This window comes from Arthrobacter sp. 147(2020), from assembly GCF_013116715.1.
Taxonomy (GTDB): Bacteria; Actinomycetota; Actinomycetes; order Actinomycetales; family Micrococcaceae; genus Arthrobacter_D.
In genome coordinates this window covers 151,935-173,218 of the sequence record NZ_JABFOM010000005.1, presented here as the reverse complement: position 1 = coordinate 173,218, position 21,284 = coordinate 151,935, and the positions used below count along the sequence as shown (strand labels likewise).

General features: G+C 65.7%; 13 protein-coding genes. 8 read left to right on the top strand and 5 right to left on the bottom strand.

Features of this window, described 5'->3' with window-relative positions:
• The 3 genes from HMI58_RS14635 to purM are packed head-to-tail and all read left to right on the top strand — an operon-like array spanning window position 1 to window position 3,153.
• Entirely contained in the window at window positions 1-432 is a 432-nt protein-coding gene (locus HMI58_RS14635; protein ID WP_225667915.1) for a hypothetical protein, read from the top strand.
• A 40-nt stretch (window positions 433-472) separates the two neighbouring features.
• On the top strand, window positions 473-2,032 hold the full coding sequence (gene purF / locus HMI58_RS06035) for an amidophosphoribosyltransferase (RefSeq protein WP_171618486.1): 1,560 nt from the start codon (window positions 473-475) through the stop codon (window positions 2,030-2,032).
• Window positions 2,029-3,153 (top strand): phosphoribosylformylglycinamidine cyclo-ligase, encoded by a 1,125-nt coding sequence (gene purM, locus HMI58_RS06030; protein WP_171585717.1) that lies wholly within the window; start codon window positions 2,029-2,031, stop codon window positions 3,151-3,153. Before purF ends, purM begins: the two co-directional genes overlap by 4 nt.
• A gap of 96 nt (window positions 3,154-3,249) precedes the next feature.
• Here purM and HMI58_RS06025 read toward each other — a convergent pair whose 3' ends face one another.
• A complete protein-coding gene (locus HMI58_RS06025; RefSeq protein WP_171585716.1) occupies window positions 3,250-3,489 on the bottom strand; it encodes a DUF3073 domain-containing protein in 240 nt (79 codons plus the stop codon).
• A 287-nt stretch (window positions 3,490-3,776) separates the two neighbouring features.
• Between HMI58_RS06025 and HMI58_RS06020 the strand changes: the two genes are divergently transcribed.
• Window positions 3,777-5,345, top strand: a complete 1,569-nt coding sequence (locus HMI58_RS06020; protein WP_171618485.1) for a hypothetical protein — start codon at window positions 3,777-3,779, stop codon at window positions 5,343-5,345.
• A gap of 47 nt (window positions 5,346-5,392) precedes the next feature.
• Here the strand turns inward: HMI58_RS06020 and clpB are convergent, their stop codons facing one another.
• Window positions 5,393-7,999 (bottom strand): ATP-dependent chaperone ClpB, encoded by a 2,607-nt coding sequence (clpB, locus tag HMI58_RS06015; RefSeq protein WP_171618484.1) that lies wholly within the window; start codon window positions 7,997-7,999, stop codon window positions 5,393-5,395.
• A gap of 148 nt (window positions 8,000-8,147) precedes the next feature.
• Window positions 8,148-9,146, bottom strand: a complete 999-nt coding sequence (locus HMI58_RS06010; protein ID WP_171618483.1) for an aldo/keto reductase — start codon at window positions 9,144-9,146, stop codon at window positions 8,148-8,150.
• 195 nt (window positions 9,147-9,341) lie between these two features.
• On the opposite strand from HMI58_RS06010, the gene betT reads away from it, so the two are divergent.
• Genes betT through HMI58_RS05995 form a run of 3 tightly spaced genes read left to right on the top strand, consistent with a single transcriptional unit; the run spans window position 9,342 to window position 14,562 of the window.
• On the top strand, window positions 9,342-11,483 hold the full coding sequence (gene betT, locus HMI58_RS06005; protein WP_205207935.1) for a choline BCCT transporter BetT: 2,142 nt from the start codon (window positions 9,342-9,344) through the stop codon (window positions 11,481-11,483).
• Window positions 11,480-12,967, top strand: a complete 1,488-nt coding sequence (locus HMI58_RS06000; protein WP_171618482.1) for an aldehyde dehydrogenase family protein — start codon at window positions 11,480-11,482, stop codon at window positions 12,965-12,967. Before betT ends, HMI58_RS06000 begins: the two co-directional genes overlap by 4 nt.
• A 2-nt stretch (window positions 12,968-12,969) precedes the next feature.
• Complete coding sequence (locus HMI58_RS05995; RefSeq protein WP_171618481.1) at window positions 12,970-14,562, top strand: GMC oxidoreductase; 1,593 nt, start codon at window positions 12,970-12,972, stop codon at window positions 14,560-14,562.
• A 30-nt stretch (window positions 14,563-14,592) separates the two neighbouring features.
• Here the strand turns inward: HMI58_RS05995 and HMI58_RS05990 are convergent, their stop codons facing one another.
• Both HMI58_RS05990 and HMI58_RS05985 read right to left on the bottom strand, forming a co-directional pair.
• Window positions 14,593-15,510 (bottom strand): diguanylate cyclase, encoded by a 918-nt coding sequence (locus tag HMI58_RS05990; protein ID WP_171618480.1) that lies wholly within the window; start codon window positions 15,508-15,510, stop codon window positions 14,593-14,595.
• The gene (locus HMI58_RS05985; protein ID WP_318779136.1) at window positions 15,507-18,947 is read right to left on the bottom strand and encodes a response regulator; all 3,441 of its coding nucleotides are present in this window, start codon (window positions 18,945-18,947) and stop codon (window positions 15,507-15,509) included. The genes HMI58_RS05990 and HMI58_RS05985 overlap by 4 nt, the downstream gene beginning before the upstream one ends.
• A gap of 255 nt (window positions 18,948-19,202) precedes the next feature.
• Between HMI58_RS05985 and HMI58_RS05980 the strand changes: the two genes are divergently transcribed.
• A complete protein-coding gene (locus HMI58_RS05980; protein ID WP_171618479.1) occupies window positions 19,203-21,152 on the top strand; it encodes a penicillin-binding transpeptidase domain-containing protein in 1,950 nt (649 codons plus the stop codon).
• Window positions 21,153-21,284 lie beyond the last annotated feature (132 nt).

Genomic DNA, 21,284 nt, shown 5'->3' with positions numbered 1-21,284 from the left:
ATGAGCTCAGAGCAACCCCCACCCCGCAACGGGGACGCAGATGTGCCAGCACCCGACGCCGCGAACATGGCCCGCGAGACGCACGCCCCCGCCAACACTCCGGACCACGATTCCGGCGACGTCGGCAAGGACTCCGGGGAGCAGGCTCCCGCACGCCGCGAGGTGACCGTTCGGCGCGCTCCGCGATTCGCCCCGTTCATGGGACTCGGCGTGCTGGTGGGAGTGGTCATCGCGGCAATCGTTGCCTACGCCGGCCCCGGCGACCCCACCCTGACCCGCGAATCTATTTTCGGATTCTTCATCATGGTGTTCGCGATTCCTGGGCTCCTGCTCGGCGCGCTCCTGGTTCTCGTCCTCGATCGAATCAGCGTCCGGCGCTCCCGCCGGGCCGTCGCAGAGCGCACCTACGACGACGAGTCACATACCGACTGACGGTGGAGCTGCCAGGGCCAGCGCATGAGAGAATGATGCAATGGCTCGCGGTGACGGTAATCTTTCCCATGACCTTCTTCCAGGCGAGAAGGGACCCCAGGATGCCTGCGGTGTCTTCGGTGTCTGGGCCCCCGGCGAGGAGGTGGCCAAGCTCGCCTACTACGGTCTGTACGCGTTGCAGCATCGGGGACAGGAATCCGCGGGCATCGCCACCAGCGACGGCACCCGGATCAGCGTCTATAAGGACATGGGCCTCGTGTCCCAGGTCTTCGACGAGACCACCCTCAACACGCTGGAAGGGCATATCGCCGTCGGGCACTGCCGCTATTCCACCACCGGGTCCTCCAACTGGGCCAACGCGCAGCCCACGCTCGGTGCCACCGCCGTCGGCACCGTAGCCCTCGCCCACAACGGCAACCTGACCAACTCGGCCGACCTGTACCAGATGGTCCTCGCCCGTCATGGCAAGCCCCGCAGCGGCGAAATGGCCCAGGGCAACACCTCGGACACTGCCCTGGTGACAACGCTCCTGGCTGGTGACGACGGCCGGTCGCTTGAGGAAACCGCCCTGGAGCTGCTCCCCAAAATCAGCGGCGCCTTCTGCTTCGTCTTCATGGACGAGGGAACCCTCTACGCCGCCCGTGACCCGCACGGCGTCCGCCCCCTCGTCCTGGGCCGGCTGGAGCGCGGCTGGGTGGTCGCCTCCGAGCAGGCCGCCCTCGCCACCGTGGGTGCCAGCTTCATCCGCGAGATCGAACCGGGCGAGTTCATCGCCATCGACGAGGACGGCGTCCGCACCCGGAAGTTCGCGGAGCCCACGAAGGCCGGCTGCGTCTTCGAATACGTCTACCTGGCCCGGCCTGACGCCGCCATCGCCGGCCGCTCCGTCTATGAGGCGCGCGTGGAGATGGGCCGCCAGCTGGCCCGCGAAAACTCGGCCGAGGCCGACGTCGTCATCCCCGTCCCCGAATCCGGCACCCCTGCTGCGGTGGGGTTCGCCGAACAGTCGGGCATCCCGTTCGCCCACGGGTTCGTCAAGAACTCCTACGTGGGCCGGACATTCATCCAGCCCAGCCAGACTCTCCGCCAGCTCGGCATCCGGCTGAAACTCAACGCGCTGGAGTCCGTCATCCGGGGCAAGCGGATCATCGTAGTGGACGACTCGATCGTGCGCGGCAACACCCAGCGGGCGGTGGTACGGATGCTCCGTGAGGCTGGCGCCGCGTCGGTCCACGTCAAGATCTCCTCCCCACCGGTCCGCTGGCCCTGCTTCTATGGGATCGACTTCGCCTCCCGTGCCGAGCTCATCGCCAACGGTGCAGCAGTGGAGCAGATCAGTAACTCCATCGGCGCCGACAGCCTCGCGTACATTTCCGAGGACGGGATGATTGCCGCGACCGAGCAGCCCCGTGAACGGCTCTGTACCGCGTGCTTCACCGGTGACTACCCGATCGCGCTTCCTGCCGAGGAACGGCGCGGGAAGAACCTGCTGGAGCGCATCGATCCGGCCGAGGATCCCGGATCCAACGGCTGCGACCCCGGGCCCGACAGCGAGTTCGAGGCAGTCCTGACCGACGAAGACAAGAAAGAACGGGTATGACCACCAACTCCCCCATCACCTATGCCAGCGCCGGAGTTGACGTCGAGGCCGGCGATCGCGCCGTCGAATTGATGAAGGATGCCGTTCGTGCCACCCACGGACCCCAGGTCATCGGTGGGGTCGGCGGTTTCGCTGGCCTGTATGACGTGTCACGACTGCTGACCTACCGCAAGCCCCTGCTGGCGACGTCCACCGACGGCGTCGGCACCAAGGTAGCGATCGCGCAGGCGATGGACATCCACGACACCATCGGGTTTGACCTGGTGGGCATGGTGGTCGACGACATTGTGGTGGTGGGCGCCGAGCCCCTCTTCATGACCGACTACATCGCATGCGGCAAGGTGGTGCCTGAACGCATCGCCGACATCGTGCGGGGTATCGCCGCGGCCTGCTCAGTTGCCGGGACCGCCCTGGTGGGCGGGGAGACCGCCGAGCACCCGGGTCTCCTGGGAGAACATGAGTACGACGTCGCGGGCGCCGCCACCGGCGTGGTCGAAGCCGACGCGCTGCTCGGCCCGGACCGGGTACGCGCGGGTGACGTGGTCATCGGGATGGCGTCGTCGGGCCTGCACTCCAACGGCTACTCGCTGGTACGCCGGATCATCAACCAGGCCGGCTGGGCCCTGGACCGCCAGGTCAGCGAACTGGGACGCACGCTCGGCGAGGAACTCCTCGAGCCGACCCGCGTCTACGCCGCCGACTGCCTGGACCTGGCCCGCTTCCTGCCGGTCACCCACGATGCGGGCGTCCACGGCTTCAGCCACGTCACCGGCGGCGGTCTTGCCGCCAACCTGGCACGCGTCCTCCCGCACGGCCTGGAAGCCACAGTGGACCGGTCCACCTGGGAACTGCCAGCCATCTTCAAGCTGGTTGCCGAGCTCGGCGCCGTCCCGCTGCCGGACCTCGAGCGCACACTTAACCTTGGCGTCGGAATGGTGGCGGTCGTGTCGGCGCCGGCCGCCGACGCTGCAGTGGCCCGGCTGACCGAGCGGGGCGTCCCCGCCTGGGTGATGGGGCAGATCGCCGAAGCCTCCAACGAGTCCACCGACGGACCGGATTACGTGCAGGGCGCCAAGGGCGTCGACGGCGGATCGGTACGCCTGGTCGGCCAGTACGCCTAGGTCAGGCGCGGTTTACAGCACAAAAAAGTTGGGTACCTGCAGAATTGCCGTCAGTTGACGGCTATTTTGCAGGTACCCCACTTTTTCTAGAAGAGATTAACCAGTGCGGCGCGATCCGCCGTCGTCCTCGTCATCATCGACCCCATCAGCGTACTTGTCCGCGTAAGCCGAGTAATCCGGTTCAACCGGCTCCATCGGATCCGCCGAACGTTTGGAGGCTCGCTCGCCCGGGCCTGTGAGCTCTCGCTGCAGTGCCGTGTAGTCAGTTGCAGGACTGAAATACTTCATGTCCCGAGCCTGCTTGGTAGCTTTTGCCTTTTGACGGCCGCGCCCCATGGCGTGACCCCCTTTTGCGTCGATCCGGAGGTGGTCACTGGGGCCCTATCGGCCCAAGGCTGCAGCGAGGCCCCGGAGTATTTGGTCAGTTTGTCGTACCTATAGATTACATGCTTTCGCGACCGCCGCGTGCGCCGCCGCGGCCACCCACCAATCGTTGAAACCACGTCGCGGCATCTGGAATCCCCGGCCCCCGCATGACGCAGCCAAAACTTGGCTAAAGTCGTACTTAAAGAGCCTATACGCTGGGCGGACGCGAGAGAATATCTAAGGCAGGGCGGGACACCATGAGCGATCAGGAGCACACCCCTCGGGACTCCGAAGCTGAGCCGAACCACAACGACGCGCAGCCACCGCAGGTTGACCCGTTTCACGTGGACGAACCCCAGCTGATTGATCCCGACACCGTGGAGCTTGCCGACGCCCAAGTCTCCCCGGAAACCGTCGAGCCTGAATTGTCAGTCTCCGCCGACGACGTCCAACTGGTCGAACCATCCCTGAACCCGGCAAAAATCAGCGAGGACACAGCTCGTGCCGCATCGCTGGAGGAGACCGCGGCCGAGGCCCGCCGGGTTGAGCAAGAAGCGCTCGACGCCGGACAGCTCGTCGCCGGAACCGTCCCCTCCTCCGACCCGGCTTCCCAGGTGGCACCGGCAGGCACTGCTCCTGCCGGCGGCGCCGCAGGTGATACTGGCGAGGAGACGCCCAGCACGGCGGACGAGGCCGCAGAAGTTGACGAGGCCGCAGAGGTTGCCGCCCCGGCCGCCGACGCGCCCGCTGGCGCTGAAGGCGCACCTGATCCTGCTGAGGACAGTGCCGACCAGATCGAGCGCCCTCTGGACAGCAACGACGCCACCCGCTCACTTCCGAGCTTCGCCGCCGACGCTAAGGCGCCACAGTGGACCCCCGCAGCAACAGATGAACAGCGATGGGACAGCCTCTTCGACGAGACCGAGAACCTCGCCCAGGCTGGAGCCACCCAGGATTCGGCCGACACAGCTGAACCCGGCACTGCCACGGCTGACGTTGGCACCGGTCCTGAATCTACCGGCGGTGAACCGTCCGACGCAGCACCGTCCCATACAGAACCGTCCAATACAGCACCCGCCGAGACGGCACCGTCCGGCACAGAACCGTCCGGCTCGGCACCGTCCAACGCGGTAACGTCCAACGCTGCAACGAAAGGTCCAGGCGCGGAAAGCCCGGTAGCGGCCGGTACCGCCAGCGGTTATCCGGAGGCACCCGACGGGCCGCAGCCCGAGCCCTCCGGAGGCCCCTATGGCCTCCCTCCGGCTGGCACGCACCCCACCCGTCGTGAGGGGCGTGAGGAATCCGGCAAGACCCCTCGCAACCGCAACCTCCTCATCGGTGGGGCGCTGCTCGGCGTGCTGGCCCTGGGACTGCTGATCTGGGGGCTGATCACCCTAATCGGCGGGCTCACAGCCTCTCCTGACCGCGAGCCAGTGGTCAACAGCACCCCCGGCGCCGACGGCATCATCGCCGAGAACGTGCTGCCCCTCGATATCGAGGAAGGCCAGTGCCTCCGCGACTTTGTCGACATCAACAGCGAGTCGACAGTGGTCACCTGCTCAACCCCGCACAACGCCCAGCTCCTGGCTACGGCGTTCTATGCCGAGGCCGACGAGTTCCCCGGGGATGCCGCGCTGGCCCTTCGCGCGCAGGAGGTGTGCGACGGCGTCGACCTCGATGAGGGCACCGCCGCGCGCTACGAAAACCTCGAACTCCTCCGCGTCACGCCGCGTCAGGGCTCCTGGTCCGACGGCGACCGTCGGGTGGACTGCCTGGTGACCAGCAGCGAGGGCAACATCATCAACGACACGCTGATCAGCGAGTAGTCGGGCACGCAGGCCGCCGCAGCGTCTCCTCCAGACAGAACCCCCGGCTAGGCAGAAACCTCCCCGGAAACCTCCAGAGCGGCGACGTTGAGACCATCGGCGTCGCTGGTGCGGTCCACCAGCACCGTATCGCCGTCGTTGATGGTTCCCGCGAGGATGCCGCGGGCCAGCCGGTCCCCGATCTCCCGCTGAACCAGTCGACGCAACGGCCTCGCACCATAGGCAGGGTCGAATCCGGTCAACGCCAGCCATTCGCGCGCGGCATCGGTCACCGAGAGGTTGAGACGGCGCTCGTGGAGCCGGGAGGCGAGCGACTGGACCTGCAGGTCCACAATGCGGGACAGCTCCTCAAGACTCAGCGCATCGAAGAGCACCACATCGTCCAACCGGTTCAGGAATTCCGGTTTGAAGCTCGCGTTCACCACAGCCATCACGGCGTCGCGCTTCGCCGAATCTGACAGTGCTGGATCAACGAGGAACTGGGACCCCAGGTTCGACGTCAGGACCAGGATGACGTTCCGGAAGTCGACCGTCCGACCCTGCCCGTCGGTGAGCCGTCCGTCGTCGAGCACCTGCAGGAGAATGTCGAAGACCTCCGGGTGCGCCTTCTCCACCTCGTCCAGCAGCAGGACGCTGTAGGGCCGGCGGCGGACTGCTTCGGTGAGCTGGCCGCCCTCCTCGTAGCCGACGTAGCCGGGAGGGGCACCCACCAGCCGGGAGACCGAGTGCTTCTCGGAGTACTCGGACATGTCGATCCGGACCATTGCGTGTTCGTCGTCGAACAGGAAGTCGGCGAGCGCCTTCGCGAGCTCGGTCTTCCCGACGCCGGTGGGGCCCAGGAACAGGAAGGACCCGGTGGGACGGTCGGGATCGGAGATGCCCGCGCGGGCGCGCCGAACGGCATCCGAGACTGTGGACACGGCCTTGGTCTGTCCGATCAGCCGGGAACCGATGACCTGTTCCATATGCAGCAGCTTCTGGCTTTCCCCCTGCAGCATGCGCCCGGCAGGAATACCGGTCCAGGCTGAGATCACCTCGGCAATGTCGGCGGCCGTCACGTCCTCGGCGACCATGGGCAGCGGGGTGTCCTCCGGCTCGGCCTCCTGCGCTGCGTCGAGTTCGCGCTGCAGCGCGGGAATCTCCCCGTACAGCAGCCGCGAGGCATGCTCGAGGTCACCGTCGCGCTGGGCACGCTCGGCCTGAGAGCGTAGATCCTCGAGGGACGCCTTGAGGTCGCCCATCCGGTTCAGGCCAGCCTTTTCCGCTTCCCAACGGGCGTTCAGTGCCGCAAGTTTCTCCTTCTGGTCGGCCATGTCGGCACGCAGGGCATGAAGCCGGTCCTGGGATGCGTCGTCGTTCTCGCCTGCGAGCGCCAGTTCTTCCATGGTCAGGCGGTCCACCGAACGACGCAGCTGGTCAATCTCCTCCGGGGCTGAATCGATCTCCATCCGCAGCCGGGACGCAGCCTCATCCACCAGGTCGATCGCCTTGTCCGGGAGCTTGCGGCCGGAAATGTACCGGTTGGACAATGTGGCTGCAGCCACCAGTGCGGAGTCGGCGATGGTGACCTTGTGGTGGGCCTCATAACGTTCCTTCAGGCCACGGAGAATCCCGATGGTGTCCTCAACGCTGGGCTCGCCGACGTAGACCTGCTGGAACCTGCGCTCCAGGGCCGCGTCCTTCTCGACGTTCTTGCGATATTCGTCGAGCGTGGTCGCCCCGATCAGTCGGAGCTCACCACGGGCGAGCATCGGCTTGAGCATATTGCCCGCATCCATCGACCCTTCGGAGGCGCCGGCGCCCACCACCGTGTGCAGTTCATCGATGAAGGTCACCACCTGGCCGTTGGCGGACTTGATCTCCTCAAGGACAGCCTTGAGCCGTTCCTCGAACTCGCCCCGGTACTTGGCGCCAGCGATCATCGACCCCAGATCGAGGCTGATCAAAGTCTTGTCCCGCAGCGATTCGGGAACGTCCCCGGCGACGATCCGCTGGGCAAGTCCTTCCACCACAGCGGTCTTGCCGACGCCGGGCTCGCCGATCAGCACCGGGTTGTTCTTGGTGCGGCGTGACAACACCTGGATGACCCGCCGGATCTCGCTGTCCCGCCCGATCACGGGGTCGAGCTTTCCGGACCGGGCCACCTCGGTCAGGTCGACGCCGAACTTCTCCAGCGCCTGGAAGGTGTTCTCCGGGTCCGGAGTGGTCACCCTGCGGTCGCCGCGAATGCCAGGCAGTGCGGCAGCGAGGGCCTCCCTACTCGCTCCTGCTCCCCGCAGGATGGTGGCTGTTGGCCCGACCCCGGCCGCCACGCCCAGGAGCAGGTGCTCGGTGGAAATGAAGCTGTCGCCGAGCCCCTCTGCCTCCTGCTGAGCGGCCTTGATGGCCTGCAGGGTGTCACGGGAGAACTGTGCCTGCGCCGTGGTTGAGCCCGACGACGACGGCAGGGCCTTGATCGCGGTGCTCGCCCGGACGCTCACGGCGTCGGGGTCTGCACCCGATGCCTTCAGCAGTGCCACTGCCACACCGTCGCGCTGATCCATCAGCGCCTTCAACAGGTGCGCCGGCTCGACCTGGGGGTTCCCCGCGGTCGACGCATTCATTGCCGCAGCGGAGAGGGCTTCCTGGCTTTTGGTGGTGAACTTGGCGTCCATGACTCTTACCTTTCGAACGACTAGACCTTAAGTTGAGTCTACCTCGCTCAACTTCACCGCGGGCGCGGCGTAGGGCACGGTTCGCTGACAGCAAACCCCACCGCACCGGCTCCCAGTAGAGCACTCCACCCGTTTCTGGGGTAGGGCCCTAAGCCTCTCTTCCCTGCGAGACCCAGCCCCGGTCGGCGCTGCGGTCTCCCACTACCTGGGCGGCCGCACCGTCGAGCACATCCAGGTGAGCCTGGGTGAGGACCACTGACGTGGCGCCAGCGTTCTCATCGATCCGCTGTTGCTTCCGGGTTCCAGGAATAGGAACCACCGGCAGGCCGAACCGCTTGCCCTGCGCAGCCAACCAGGCAAGGGCCACCTGGGCTGCGGTAGCACCGACGTCGGCAGCAACGCCCTGGATGGCCTCAACAACCGCAGCATTGGCCGCCATGGCCTCGGCGCCGAAGCGGGGCACCCGGTGGCGGAAGTCCCCCTCCCCCAGTGAGGTTGCCTGAACGGTACCGGTCAGGAAACCCCGGCCCAGCGGCGAATACGGGACAAAGCCCACGCCCAGCTGCGCCGCAGCCGGGACCACTAGAGCCTCCACGTCACGGCTCCAGATGGACCACTCGCTCTGGACTGCGGCAATCGGGTGGACCGCGCAGGCCGCCTGGAGCTCGTCGGCGGTCACCTCGGACAGGCCCAGGTGGCGCACCTTGCCAGCGGTCACCAGGTCAGCCATTGCCCCCACGGTTTCCTCAATGGGCACGCTGGTATCCCTCCGATGCATGTAGTACAGGTCGATCACCTCGGTATCAAGCCGGCCGAGGCTTGCTTCGGCGGCTTCACGGACGTAGGCAGCGTCACCGCGGACCCCCGAATAGCCCTGCGCGGGGCTGCCGATGATCCCGAATTTGGTGGCCAGTTCCACCTCGCCGCGCCGGTGCCGAAGCAACCGGGAAATCAGTTCCTCATTGCTGCCAGCCCCGTAGACGTCCGCCGTGTCAATCAGGGTCACCCCGATATCCACCGCATGATTCAGGGTTGCCAGCGCCTCGTCACTGGGTGATCCGCCATAGACGTCGGTGAGCGCCATACCGCCAAAACCCTGGGCACTGACGGTGAAGCCGGGGGCAAGTTCGATTCGGGAAATAGTCATGATCCCACCCTTAACCCTTGTTCCGGGGGAATCAAGAGCGGGTTGCAGATTGGTCACAATCGCAGCCCAGTCAGGACCTCGCTTGGGGCGCAGGAACCCACTTGATAGCGTTGAGTCGCCCGTCATACCTATAACCGCCCACTTAATTTGTGGGGTGCAGCAGCTCAGGCGTGGCAACAAACAACTGTGAGGCGAATGATGAGTCAAACGATCAAGAATCGACCGGACTCCCCCGGCGAGCCGAGTTCAGAACCCAACCCAGTGCAACGAACCACTGTAAACAAGACGGTCTTTATCGGCTCGGCCGTTGGCATTCTGGCAATCACTTTCTGGGCCATCATCGCCCCGGCCAATGCTGAAGCCGTCATCGGCACCCTGGTCACCTGGGTCTCAGTCAATATGGGCTGGTACTACTTTCTGATCGTCACCCTGGTGGTCGTTTTTGTCCTGGTCGCGGCGCTCTCCCGGGTAGGGAAGGTCCGGCTCGGACCCGACCACTCCAAGCCCCAGTTCAGCATGTTCACCTGGGCATCGATGCTGTTTGCCGCTGGCATCGGCATCGACCTGATGTTCTTCTCGGTGGCTGAGCCCATCACCCAGTACCTTGCACCTCCCCAGGGCGCCGGCGAGACAGTCGAGGCCGCCCGCCAGGCGATGGTCTGGACCCTCTTCCACTACGGAATCACCGGCTGGGCCCTATACGCCCTGATGGGCCTGGCCCTCGGTTTCTTCGCCTACCGCCACAACCTGCCCCTGAGTATCCGATCCGCGCTGTACCCCATCTTCGGCAAGAAGGTCGAGGGCCCCATCGGACACACGGTGGATATCGCCGCCCTGCTGGGCACCATCTTCGGCATTGCCACCTCGCTGGGCATCGGAGTCGTCCAGCTCAACTACGGGCTCACCCTCATGTTCGGCCTGCCGGAAAACCTCGCGGTCCAGATCGGCCTGATCACCGTCGCCGTTCTGATGGCAGTCGTCTCGACCGTGTCGGGTGTTGAAAAAGGGATCAGACGCCTGTCCGAGCTGAACGTCCTGCTGGCCGCTGCTCTCATGCTCTTCATCCTGATCGCTGGCAAGACCAGCTTCCTGCTCGACGGGATCATCCAGAACACCGGTGACGTGCTCAGCCAGTTCCCCGGCATGACCATGGACACCTTCGCCTATGACCGGCCCGATGCCTGGTTGAGCGGGTGGACGCTGTTCTTCTGGGCCTGGTGGATCGCCTGGGCCCCCTTCGTCGGGCTCTTCCTGGCACGCATCTCCCGCGGCCGCACCATCAGGCAGTTCGTCCTGGGCGTCATGATCGTGCCGTTTACCTTCATCCTCCTGTGGATCTCGATCTTCGGTAACAGCGCCCTCGACATTGTGATGGGCGGCAACGCCGAGTTCGGTGAGGTAGGAATGAACAACCCGGAGCGGGCCTTCTATGGGCTCCTGGAGCAGTATCCACTGGCCCCACTGATCATTGCGATCGCCACTTTCACCGGGCTGCTCTTCTACGCCACCAGCGCCGACTCAGGCGCGCTCGTGATGGCCAACTTCACCTCCCACCTCAAGGACGCCAACTCCGATGGCCCCAAGTGGCTCCGGGTGTTCTGGGCGCTCGTGACCGGCGCCCTGACCCTGGCGATGCTGTCGGTCGGCGGGGTGCTCACGCTCCAGAACGCCACAGTAGTGATGGGCCTGCCGCTCTCGATCCTGCTGCTGTTCATCATGTACGGGCTGTACAAGGCGTTGCGGGTAGAAAGCTCCCGGATGGACAGCTACCGCTCCTCGCTGCCCGGGATCATCTCCAGCCGGTCCGGTTCCGAGGCCCGCGGCGGCCGCACCTGGCGCCAGCGGCTCACCCATGTCCTGACCTACCCTGGCCGTAAACAGGCCCAGCGGTTCATCGACGAGGTCGCCCGGCCCGCACTCCAGGAAGTCCACGACGAACTCGCCGCCCAGGGAGCCGACGTGACAATTACCTCCGGCAGCGCCGGCCCGGGTGGGGTTGGCCACGTGGACCTGACGGTCAACCTGGACAGCGAACGTTCGTTCAAGTACCAGGTGTACCCCGTGCAGTACGACACGCCGTCGTACGCAGTGAAGAGTGCCCCCACCACCGACAAGTACTACCGGATGGAGGTCTTCTCTCTCGAAGGCAGCAACGGCTACGACCTGCTCGGCTACACCAAGGAACAGGTCATCACCGACGTGCTGGACCACTACGAGACACACCTCGAATTCCTGCACAGCAACCGTGCAACACCGGGCACGACGGCGATCACCGACGACCATCTGGCCTCCGACAACTGGGAAGCCGACTTCACCAACCCTGAGGAGCGCTCATGAGTACCGCAACACTGTTCATTGATGGCAGCTGGGTGCCAGCCTCGGACGGCGGCACCCGGGAGATCCGCTGCCCCGCCGACGGCACCGCAGTGGGAACGGTCTCGGAGGGGACCGCTGACGACGCCGTGGCCGCCATCGCCGCAGCCCGGCGGGCGTTCGACGGGGGCGGGTGGGCCGCTGTGCCCGCCCCTGAACGCGGCGACTTCCTGCTGAAGGTCGCCGCCCGACTGCAGGAACGCAAGGCCGAGTTTGCCCGCGCCGAAACCCTCGACACGGGCAAGCGCCTGGTCGAGAGCGAGATCGACATGGATGACATCATCGGCTGCTTCACCTACTTCGGGAAGCTCGCCGGCCAGAACCAGGGACGACTCGTCGACCCCGGCAACGCCTCGGTGGTCAGCCGGATTGAATACGAGCCGGTCGGCGTGTGCGCGCTGATCTCGCCCTGGAACTACCCGCTGCTCCAGTCAGCCTGGAAGATCGCACCCGCTCTGGCGGCCGGCTGTACCTTCGTACTGAAGCCCAGCGAGCTCACACCGCACACCTGCATGCTCATGATGGACGTGCTGGATGAGCTGGGGTTGCCGAAGGGGGTCGCGAACCTGGTGCTCGGCGCCGGGGCGACCGTCGGCGCACCGCTGTCCGAGCACGTCGACGTCGACCTGGTGTCCTTTACCGGCGGCCTAGAGACCGGTAAGAGGATCGCCGCAGCAGCATCGGCCACCGTCAAGAAGGTGGCGCTGGAGCTGGGAGGGAAAAATCCCAACATTGTCTTCGCGGACGCCGATTTCGACGCCGCGGTCGACAACGCACTCAATGCGGCGTTTGTTCACTCAGGGCAGGTCTGCTCTGCTGGTGCGCGACTGATTGTCGAGGAACCGATCGCCGAACGCTTCACCGATGAGCTGGTGCGGCGAGCACAGCTGATCCGGCTGGGTGGACCGTTCGACGAGGACGCCGAAACCGGGCCACTGATCTCCGCAGCCCACCGTGACAAGGTGACCAGTTACGTGGATAAGGGAGTCGCCGAGGGAGCCAGGCTGCGCTGCGGCGGTACCTGGGGCACTGGCGACCTGGAACAGGGCTTCTACTACACCCCCACCGTCCTCGACCAGGTGGAACGGGGCATGTCGGTGGTGGTCGATGAGGCGTTCGGCCCGGTAGTCACCGTCGAGACGTTCAACGGGGAGGACGAGGCGGTGGCGATCGGCAACGACACCCACTACGGTCTCGCCGGTGCGGTCTGGAGCCAGGACGCCGGGAAGTCCCAGCGGGTTGCCCGGCGGCTGCGCCACGGCACCATCTGGATCAACGACTTCCACCCCTACCTGCCGCAGGCCGAGTGGGGCGGTTTCGGCCAGTCGGGCGTGGGCCGCGAGCTCGGGCCAACCGGCCTGGCCGAGTACCAGGAAGCCAAGCACATTTACCACAACATCGATCCGAAGGTCACTGGCTGGTTTGCGGATCACAAAGAGGAGCAGTGACGGTGCCGGACCAGACAACAGAGAACTTCGAGAAGACCGACTTCGACTACATCGTGGTGGGTGGCGGCTCCGCCGGTGCAGCCGTCGCGGCACGCCTCAGCGAAGATCCTGCCGTAGAGGTGGCACTGGTCGAGGCCGGGCCCGACGACCGCGGCGTGGACCAGATCCTCCGCCTCGACCGGTGGATGGAACTCCTTGAATCGGGCTACGACTGGGACTATCCCATCGAACCGCAGGAGAACGGGAACTCCTTCATGCGCCACGCCCGCGCCAAGGTGATGGGCGGCTGCTCCAGCCACAACTCCTGCATCGCGTTCTGGGCGCCACGGGAGGACATCGACGAGTGGGAGACCCGGTTTGGGGCGGAGGGGTGGAACTCCGACACCGCCTACGCGCTGTACCAGCGGCTGGAAACGAACGAAGACGCCGGACCTGATGCTCCTCACCACGGCGATTCAGGACCGGTGCACCTGATGAACATCCCGGCGTGGGACCCGTCCGGCAAGGCACTGCTGGACGCGTGCGAGCAGGCGGGCATCCCCCGGGTCCATTTCAACACCGGGGCCACCGTGATCAACGGGGCCAGCTTCTTCCAGATCAACCGGCAAGCGGACGGCACCCGCGCGTCGTCGTCGGTGTCCTACATCCACCCGATCATGGAACGGTCCAACTTCACCCTGCTCACCGGCCTCCGGGCGCGGGAACTGAGGTTCGACGGCGGTAACCGGTGCACCGGGGTCGACGTCGTCGATTCCTCCTTCGGGAGGACGCACACCCTCACCGCACGGTCGGAAGTGGTGCTATCAGCCGGCGCGATCGATTCGCCCAAACTGCTCATGCTCTCCGGGATCGGCCCGGCCGCCCAGCTGGCCGAACACGGCATTGCCGTCCGCGTGGACTCCCCGGGCGTCGGCGAGCACCTGCAGGACCACCCGGAGGGTGTCATCCAGTGGGAAGCCAAGCAGCCGATGCCCGAAACCTCGACGCAGTGGTGGGAGATCGGGATTTTCGCCACCACCGAGGAGGGCCTGGACCGGCCGGACCTGATGTTCCACTACGGATCGGTGCCCTTCGACATGCATACGCTGCGGCAGGGGTACCCCACCACCGACAACGGGTTCTGCCTCACCCCGAACGTCACCCACGCGCGCTCACGCGGGACGGTGCGACTGCGCAGCCGGGACTACCGCGACAAGCCGATGGTGGATCCGCGCTACTTTACCGACCCCCATGACATGCGGGTCATGATTGCGGGAATCAGGAAGGCACGGGAAATTGTCGCCCAGCCAGCCATGGCGGAATGGGCCGGTCGTGAGCTGTATCCCGGCCAGGACGTGCAGACGGATGAGGAAATTTCCGACTACATCCGCCGGACCCACAACACGGTCTATCACCCGGCCGGCACGGTACGGATGGGAGCGCCCACCGACGACCTGTCGCCGTTGGACCCCCAGTTGCGGGTGAAAGGGGTGACGGGTCTGCGCGTCGCTGACGCCTCTGTCATGCCCGAGCTGACCACCGTGAACCCCAACATCACCACCATGATGATCGGTGAGCGCTGCGCCGACCTGATCAAACAGGCCCGGGCCGACTAGGCACTCCGGGGTTCGTCAGGGCCGGTTTTTCTACCCGGCCCTGACGAAACTCGAGACCCGGTTCCGACCCGCTGCCTTGGCCGCGTACAGGGCGTCGTCGGCCTCCTTGAGCAGTTGCCCGCTGCTCACTGGGTGGTCGGCGGTGAAGGTCGAGATGCCGGCACTGATCGTGAGCACCTGACGCGGGTTGCCATAGTGGGTGATGGCTAGTGCCTCTATACCTGACCTGATCCGTTCGACAGCGGCTTCAGCGTCGGCTGCTCCCTGGTCCGGCAGGATCAGCAGAAATTCCTCTCCACCGTAGCGGTAGACGCCATCGGTATCCCGTGAAAGCAGGGTGAGGCTTCTGGCCACCGCTTTCAACGCCTCATCGCCCGCCGGATGCCCCTGCAGGTCGTTGAAACTTTTGAAGTGGTCGACATCGCAGAGGGCCAGCGAGTAACGGTTGCCGTAGCGCTGACTGCGGCCATGGAGCAGCTCCAGGTCCTCAGTGAGTTTCAGCCGGTTGTCGACGTTGGTGAGCGGGTCGGTTCTCGCCTGCCGGGTGAGTTCCTGCCGGTACTTTCCCAACTGTGAATGCAGGGCAGTCACCCGCAGGGCGACCAGAAGCCGGGTACGCAGGGTGAAGGGGTCCAACGGCTTGGTGACGTAGTCATCGGCGCCGGCCTCCATCCCGGCGAGCACATCGTCCTGCGAGCCGAAGGAGGTCAGCAGGACCAGATAGGTGTAGGAGTCATCGGCAACCCTCCGGATCGCCTCACACAGCTCCAGACCGTTCATACCCGGCATCACCCAGTCGGTGACCACGACCTGCGGCTGGTGCAGCTGGAACAGCTCCCACGCGGCGTCGCCGTCGGCCGCCGACAGACACTCGTAGCCAGCCTGTTCCACCACCGCTTTCGCTACCATCAGCGAACCCGGGTCATCGTCCACTACCAGGACCTTCACGGCGCTCCAATCAATGATTCGGCGAGCGCGACGGATACCAGTTCCAGTTCCGCTTCCAGCTCCGCCAGTCTTTCCGGGTGCACCACGGTGTCGGTGCGCGAGGCGTCCTCAAGCTCGGCGCACAACGCAGCAACTCCGTCAGCGCCGATATTCGCGGCAGCGCCCCGGAGCTTGTGGGCGGCGTCGCCCAATCCTGCGCCCCGCTTGACTGCCTCGCGAAGCTCCGCAAGATCACCGGGGACAGCGCCGAGGAAGGCGGCGACCGCAGCGGGCAACACGCCCCACCCATCGTCGGCACCCAGCCCGCGGAGCAACTCCAGCCGCGCAGGGTCCACGACCTCCCGGGGTTCGGCGTGCCGTACGACGACGGCCCCGGGTGCGGGCGCCGCTGGAACAGCCGGGACTGCCGTAGTGGCAGAGGACTCCGCCGGCACCACATCGGCAGGTGTGCTCGCTGAAGGGGTACCCACCCACCGGAGCAGGGTGGTCTGGAGCTGCGAGAGGTCAACCGGTTTGGCAAGGTAATCGTCCATCCCGGCGGCGCGGCAGCGTTCGCGGTCCTCGCTCAGCGCGCCAGCGGTCATGGCAATGATCGGCAGATGCGCGCCCCCGCGACCCCTGATAGCCCGGGTGGCTTCAAACCCGTCCATCACCGGCATGTGGCAGTCCATCAGCACGGCCGCGTACGTTTCGTGGGAGGTGGCCTTGACTGCTTCGGCGCCGTCCCCGACCAGGTCCACCCGATAGCCCAGCTTCAGCAGCATCGATTCGGCGACCAGCTGGTTGACCGCGTTGTCCTCCACCACGAGGATGCGGGGGTTCGGCCCATACTGGGCATCCTGCAACTGGACCGTGCGCGAGTGTACGGTTTCCGGCACCGGTTCGGCGTCAGTGTCAGTCATCAGGTGCATCAGGCGGTCGTAGAGCGCCGAGCTGCGGACCGGTTTGGTCAACCATTCCGACACCCCGGCGGCGGCCAACCGGTCACGGTCGATGCGCCCGATCGACGTGAGCAGGATCAGGCGGGTGCCTGCCAGGTTCGGGTGGTTGCTGATTGCCTCGGCCAGGTCGATCCCATTGATATCCGGCATACACATGTCGAGGACAGCGATGTCGAAAGGTTCCCCTGCGTCGGCTGCGGCCAGGAGCCGCTCCAGCGCGACATCGCCGGTCTCAACAGCGACAGTGTTCATCCGCCAGGAGCCCAACTGGGATTCAAGCACCAGCCGGTTGGTCGCATTGTCATCGACCACCAAAACCCGCAGGTCATCGAGAAGACTGGATTCAGGCGCCGCGACACCCTGCGACCCGGCGAGTGGGAGGGTGAACCAGAAGGTGCTGCCGGCCCCCGGGGTGCTCGCTACCCCGATGGTCCCGCCCATCGCCTCGGTCAGGCGACGGGAGATGGCGAGCCCCAACCCCGTTCCGCCGTACCTGCGGGTAGTTGACGCATCCGCCTGCGCGAACGATTCAAACAACCGCTCATGATCGGTTGCCTCCACCCCGATGCCGGTGTCCTGCACCTCGAAGCGGATCATCGACCGCTGGTCGCCCTGGGGGTCGGCGACATCCACGCTATGCACCCGGATGGCGATCTCACCGGCCGCTGTGAACTTCACTGCGTTCGACAGCAGATTGAGCAGCACCTGCCGAATCCGCCCGGCATCACCGACCAGTTGCTGGGGCACCTCGGGGAGGCAATAGGCAATCAGTTCCAGGTTCTTCCGCCGAGCACCCTCCGCGAGGAGGCCGGCCACCTCATCGATGAGGCTGCGCGGGTCGAAGGATTCCATCTCCAGGTTGATCCGGCCAGCTTCGAGCTTCGAGAAGTCGAGGATGTCATTGATCAGCAGGAGCAGTGATTCTCCGGCGCCCTTGACGCCCTGGGCGTACTGCCGCTGGGTCGAATCCAGGGGTGTGTCCAGGAGGAGCCCCGTCAACCCGATCACCCCGTTCATGGGGGTCCGGATCTCGTGACTCATGGTTGCCAGGAACTCGGATTTCAGCCGGGTCGCTTCCAGGGCCGCTTCCCTGGCGTTGCGCAACTCGGTCTCCGCCGCGCGCCGCTCGCTGATGTCCTGGGCAATGGTGGCGATGCCGCGCATCACTCCGTCAGTGAACACCGGGGACATGGTCATCGCGACCTGCACCACTGATCCGTCGCTGCGCTCGCGCTCCGTTTCGAAACTATGACCTTCGCCGGTGGATTCCACCAGGGCGAGCGCGGCGTCGTTCGCTTCACGCGCCGACGCCGGGACGAAGAAGCCTTGGTCCCGGCCGATCGCGTCCGCCGCTGGATACCCGAAAATCCGTTCTGCCCCGGGGTTCCAGCTGACAATCTTCCCGTCTGACGTGCAGCCGATGATCGCGTCGGAGGACGAAGTAACAATCGCGCCGAGACCCTCGAGCTCAGCCGTGCGCGCCGCCACCTGGTCCGCCAGCCCACGGGTCAGCGTCACATTCTCGATGACGATCAGGACCTGGCGGGCCACCAGCAGCACCAGGGCCACCAACCCGATCCCCAGCTGGACCGGGTAGGTGCCGTCAACCACGATGTAGCCCGATACCAGGATCGCGACCACCACCGGCGCATAGGGCAGAAGCTCCAGTCCCACTGCATATCGGTGGCGGTCACCCTCCTCCTTCGGAGAGCGTGGCACAAACGGGGCGATCGCGATGAGCCCAAAGGCGAGCATCCAGCCGATGGCGAGCGGAGATCCTGTGGACCCCGTCGCGCCCTCAAAGACCAAGCGAACGTAGACGCTGTCAGTGATGGCAAGGAGAAGCAGCCCGCCTCCCATGCAGAACCAGCGCAGCCGGTCTCCCACCGGACGCCGGATACCCAGCACGAGCACCAGGGAAATGATGATCACATCGACCACCGGATACGAGGTGCCGGTGAGCTGTCCGATGAACTCCTGGTCGGAGGACCGGTAAGCGGGTCCAAGAACCGTCGCCCAGCTGATGAACAGCACAGTCGCGGCGATCACCCCGCCGTCGAGCAGTGTATGGAGGCGCGACACGAGGGTTGCTGGCGGGCGGGGGAACAGGAAGAGTGCGGCGGTAGCCGGGATGGCGTAGCCCACGAACCCGAGGTCGGCAATTGAGGGGAAAGGGTAGAGGTGATCGCGGGTGATGCCGAAGTAGGTCCACGCCAGAATCCCGCTGAACCAGACGAGCATCGCCGTAGCCAACAACCACCAGGCCCTGGCAGATTCCTGATCGCGCCGCGCACCAGCCGCACAGCTGATCGCAGCGGCGAGGCTGAACGCCAGGAGGCTGAGGTTGCCAATGTTCTGGGCCATTGGGGTGCCGCTGTTCGCCGTCAGGTAGCCGCCGATCAGCATGACCAGCGCAAGCCCACCGGCGACGAGCCACCAGAGTCCGTTCCGCCAACGCATGGTTGAACCCGGTGGTTCAAGGGCGAGAGTGCTCACTTGGATCCTTTCGGAGGCCCGGTAGCGACCTACCGAGCGCTCATCCACCAGGTGATCCTGCAGTGCACTATCGTGCCTCTATAACTTTCTGCCACTGTAACGTCTCGCGGTCCAGGAACCGGGTCCAACCACCAACATGTCACCGATTCGATACCCATATGACCTGCCCGCCGCCCTCGCCCTTACTCTGCACCCGCCGTGGCTGAAGACCGGTGGTTCCGGCGACCGCCGACATCGGTGGGTAATAATGACCCCATGGGGAATCTTCGACGCACAACATCAGTGGCAACCATCGCAGCGCTCGTGCTCGCTCTCACCGCCTGCACAGATACCGGCCCGACAGCTGAGGATGCCGCTGCCACCTTCGCCGAAGGACTCACCGCCCAGGACGTCACTGGTTCCACGTTCACTTCCGGTTCGGCAGCAGAGGTCAACGAGGAACTGGCAGCGATCACCGAGGCACTTGATCCGCTCACCCCCGCCGTCTCCGTCGGAGCGGTGGAAACCGCATCCGAGGACGCCGCCACTGTGCAGCTGAACCATGTGTGGGACCTGGACGACAGCGACGACGACTGGGCGTACACGACCACCGTGGACCTCTCGCTCGTCGATGACGTCTGGCAGGTGGACTGGGATCCGGCGGTTGCCGTGGATGGATTGGAGCCTGGCCAGGTCCTGACGATGTTCTCGAGCCCGGCGGAGCGCGGGGACATCCTCGGCGCAGACGGTGAGGTCCTGGTGACTGACCGCCCGGTGCTCCGCGTGGGGATCGACAAGACCCAGCTTGAGGCTGACCAGTTAGGCGGATCAGCTGGGGCCCTGGCGGAGCTGGTGGGGGTTGACCCGACCGCCTTCACCGCCCAGGTAGAGGGAGCGGGGCCGGAAGCTTTTGTCGAGGCGATCGTGTTGCGCGATGACGACTCCCGCCCCGTAACCGACGCGGAGCTGGCAGCCGTTCCGGGGGCGCTAGCCGTTCCCGACGAGCTGGCTCTGGCACCCACCCGGACCTTCGCCCGCGAGCTGCTGGGCTCGGTGGGCCTGGCCAGTGCGGAAATGATTGAGCAGTCCGACGGCGAACTGGCGGCTGGCGACGTCACCGGCCTGTCGGGACTGCAACTGCAGCACAACGTTCAGCTCGCGGGCACACCCGGGCTGGTTGTCTCGGCAGTTCCCGCCGAGCAAACCGAGGCGGCCACCGAGCCGGTGGTGCTGTTCGAGAAGGATCCGGTACCAGGGGACCCGCTGAGCATCACCGTCGACCAGACGCTTCAGTCCCTCGCCGAGGGTGTGCTTGAGGATGAGCCGTCGGCGTCGTCAATCGTGGCGTTACGCCCGTCCACTGGAGAAATCCTGACCGTCGCGAACGGCCCCGGCAGCGCCGGCCTGCAGACCGCCCTGCTGGGCCAGTACCCACCGGGCTCAACCTTCAAAGTAGCCACCTCCCTGGCCCTGCTGCGGGAGGGATTCACCCCCGAATCCACCACCCAGTGCACCGAGGAACTCGTTGTGGACGGTAGATCCTTCAACAACGCCAGCACCTATCCGGCAGCGTTCCTTGGCGAAATTCCCCTTCTGCAGACCTTCGCCCAGTCCTGCAACACCGGGTTCATCGCCACCCGCGATGTCGTATCCCAGGAAGAGCTGGCCGGTGCCGCCGCCGACCTGGGCGTGGGAGTCGAAGCCTCCATTGGGATCCCGGCCTTCTTCGGGTCGGTACCCGAGACCGCCGAAGGCACTGCGCATGCGGCCTCGATGATCGGGCAGGGCGAGGTGCTGGTGTCCCCGCTGGCCCTCGCCGTGATGACCGCGAGTGTCGGTGCCGGTGAACGGGTCACCCCCACCCTCCTCGCAGCAGATCCGGCCGGCGATACCGCGAGCGCCCCGGCGGGCGAATCCGACCCGTCACCGTCGCCGGCAGGTACGCCGAGCGCGCTAACCGTCGACGAAGCGGGAACGCTGCGGACCCTCATGGCCGCCGTCGTCGCCGAAGGTGGAGCCACGGTGCTCGCCGACGTGCCCGGGGACCCGGTGCTGGCGAAGACCGGCACCGCAGAATTCGGCGATGAGGACCCGCCGCGGACTCACGCGTGGATTGTGGCGCTGCAGGGTGACCTGGCGGTCGCAGTGTTTGTTGAGGAGGGCGAACTGGGGTCCACCTCCGGTGGCCCGCTGATGGACGCCTTCCTGAGCGGCGCCGCCGGCTAGGGTTAGGAAGTGGCTTGTTCGGACCCCATTGCAGGCACTTCTCCTGGTTGCAGCGCCTCTTCGTGGCCTTTCAACACTTCGGGACCCAGGGACAAGAATGTGGGCCCCACTGGGCGATGGGGCCCACATTCG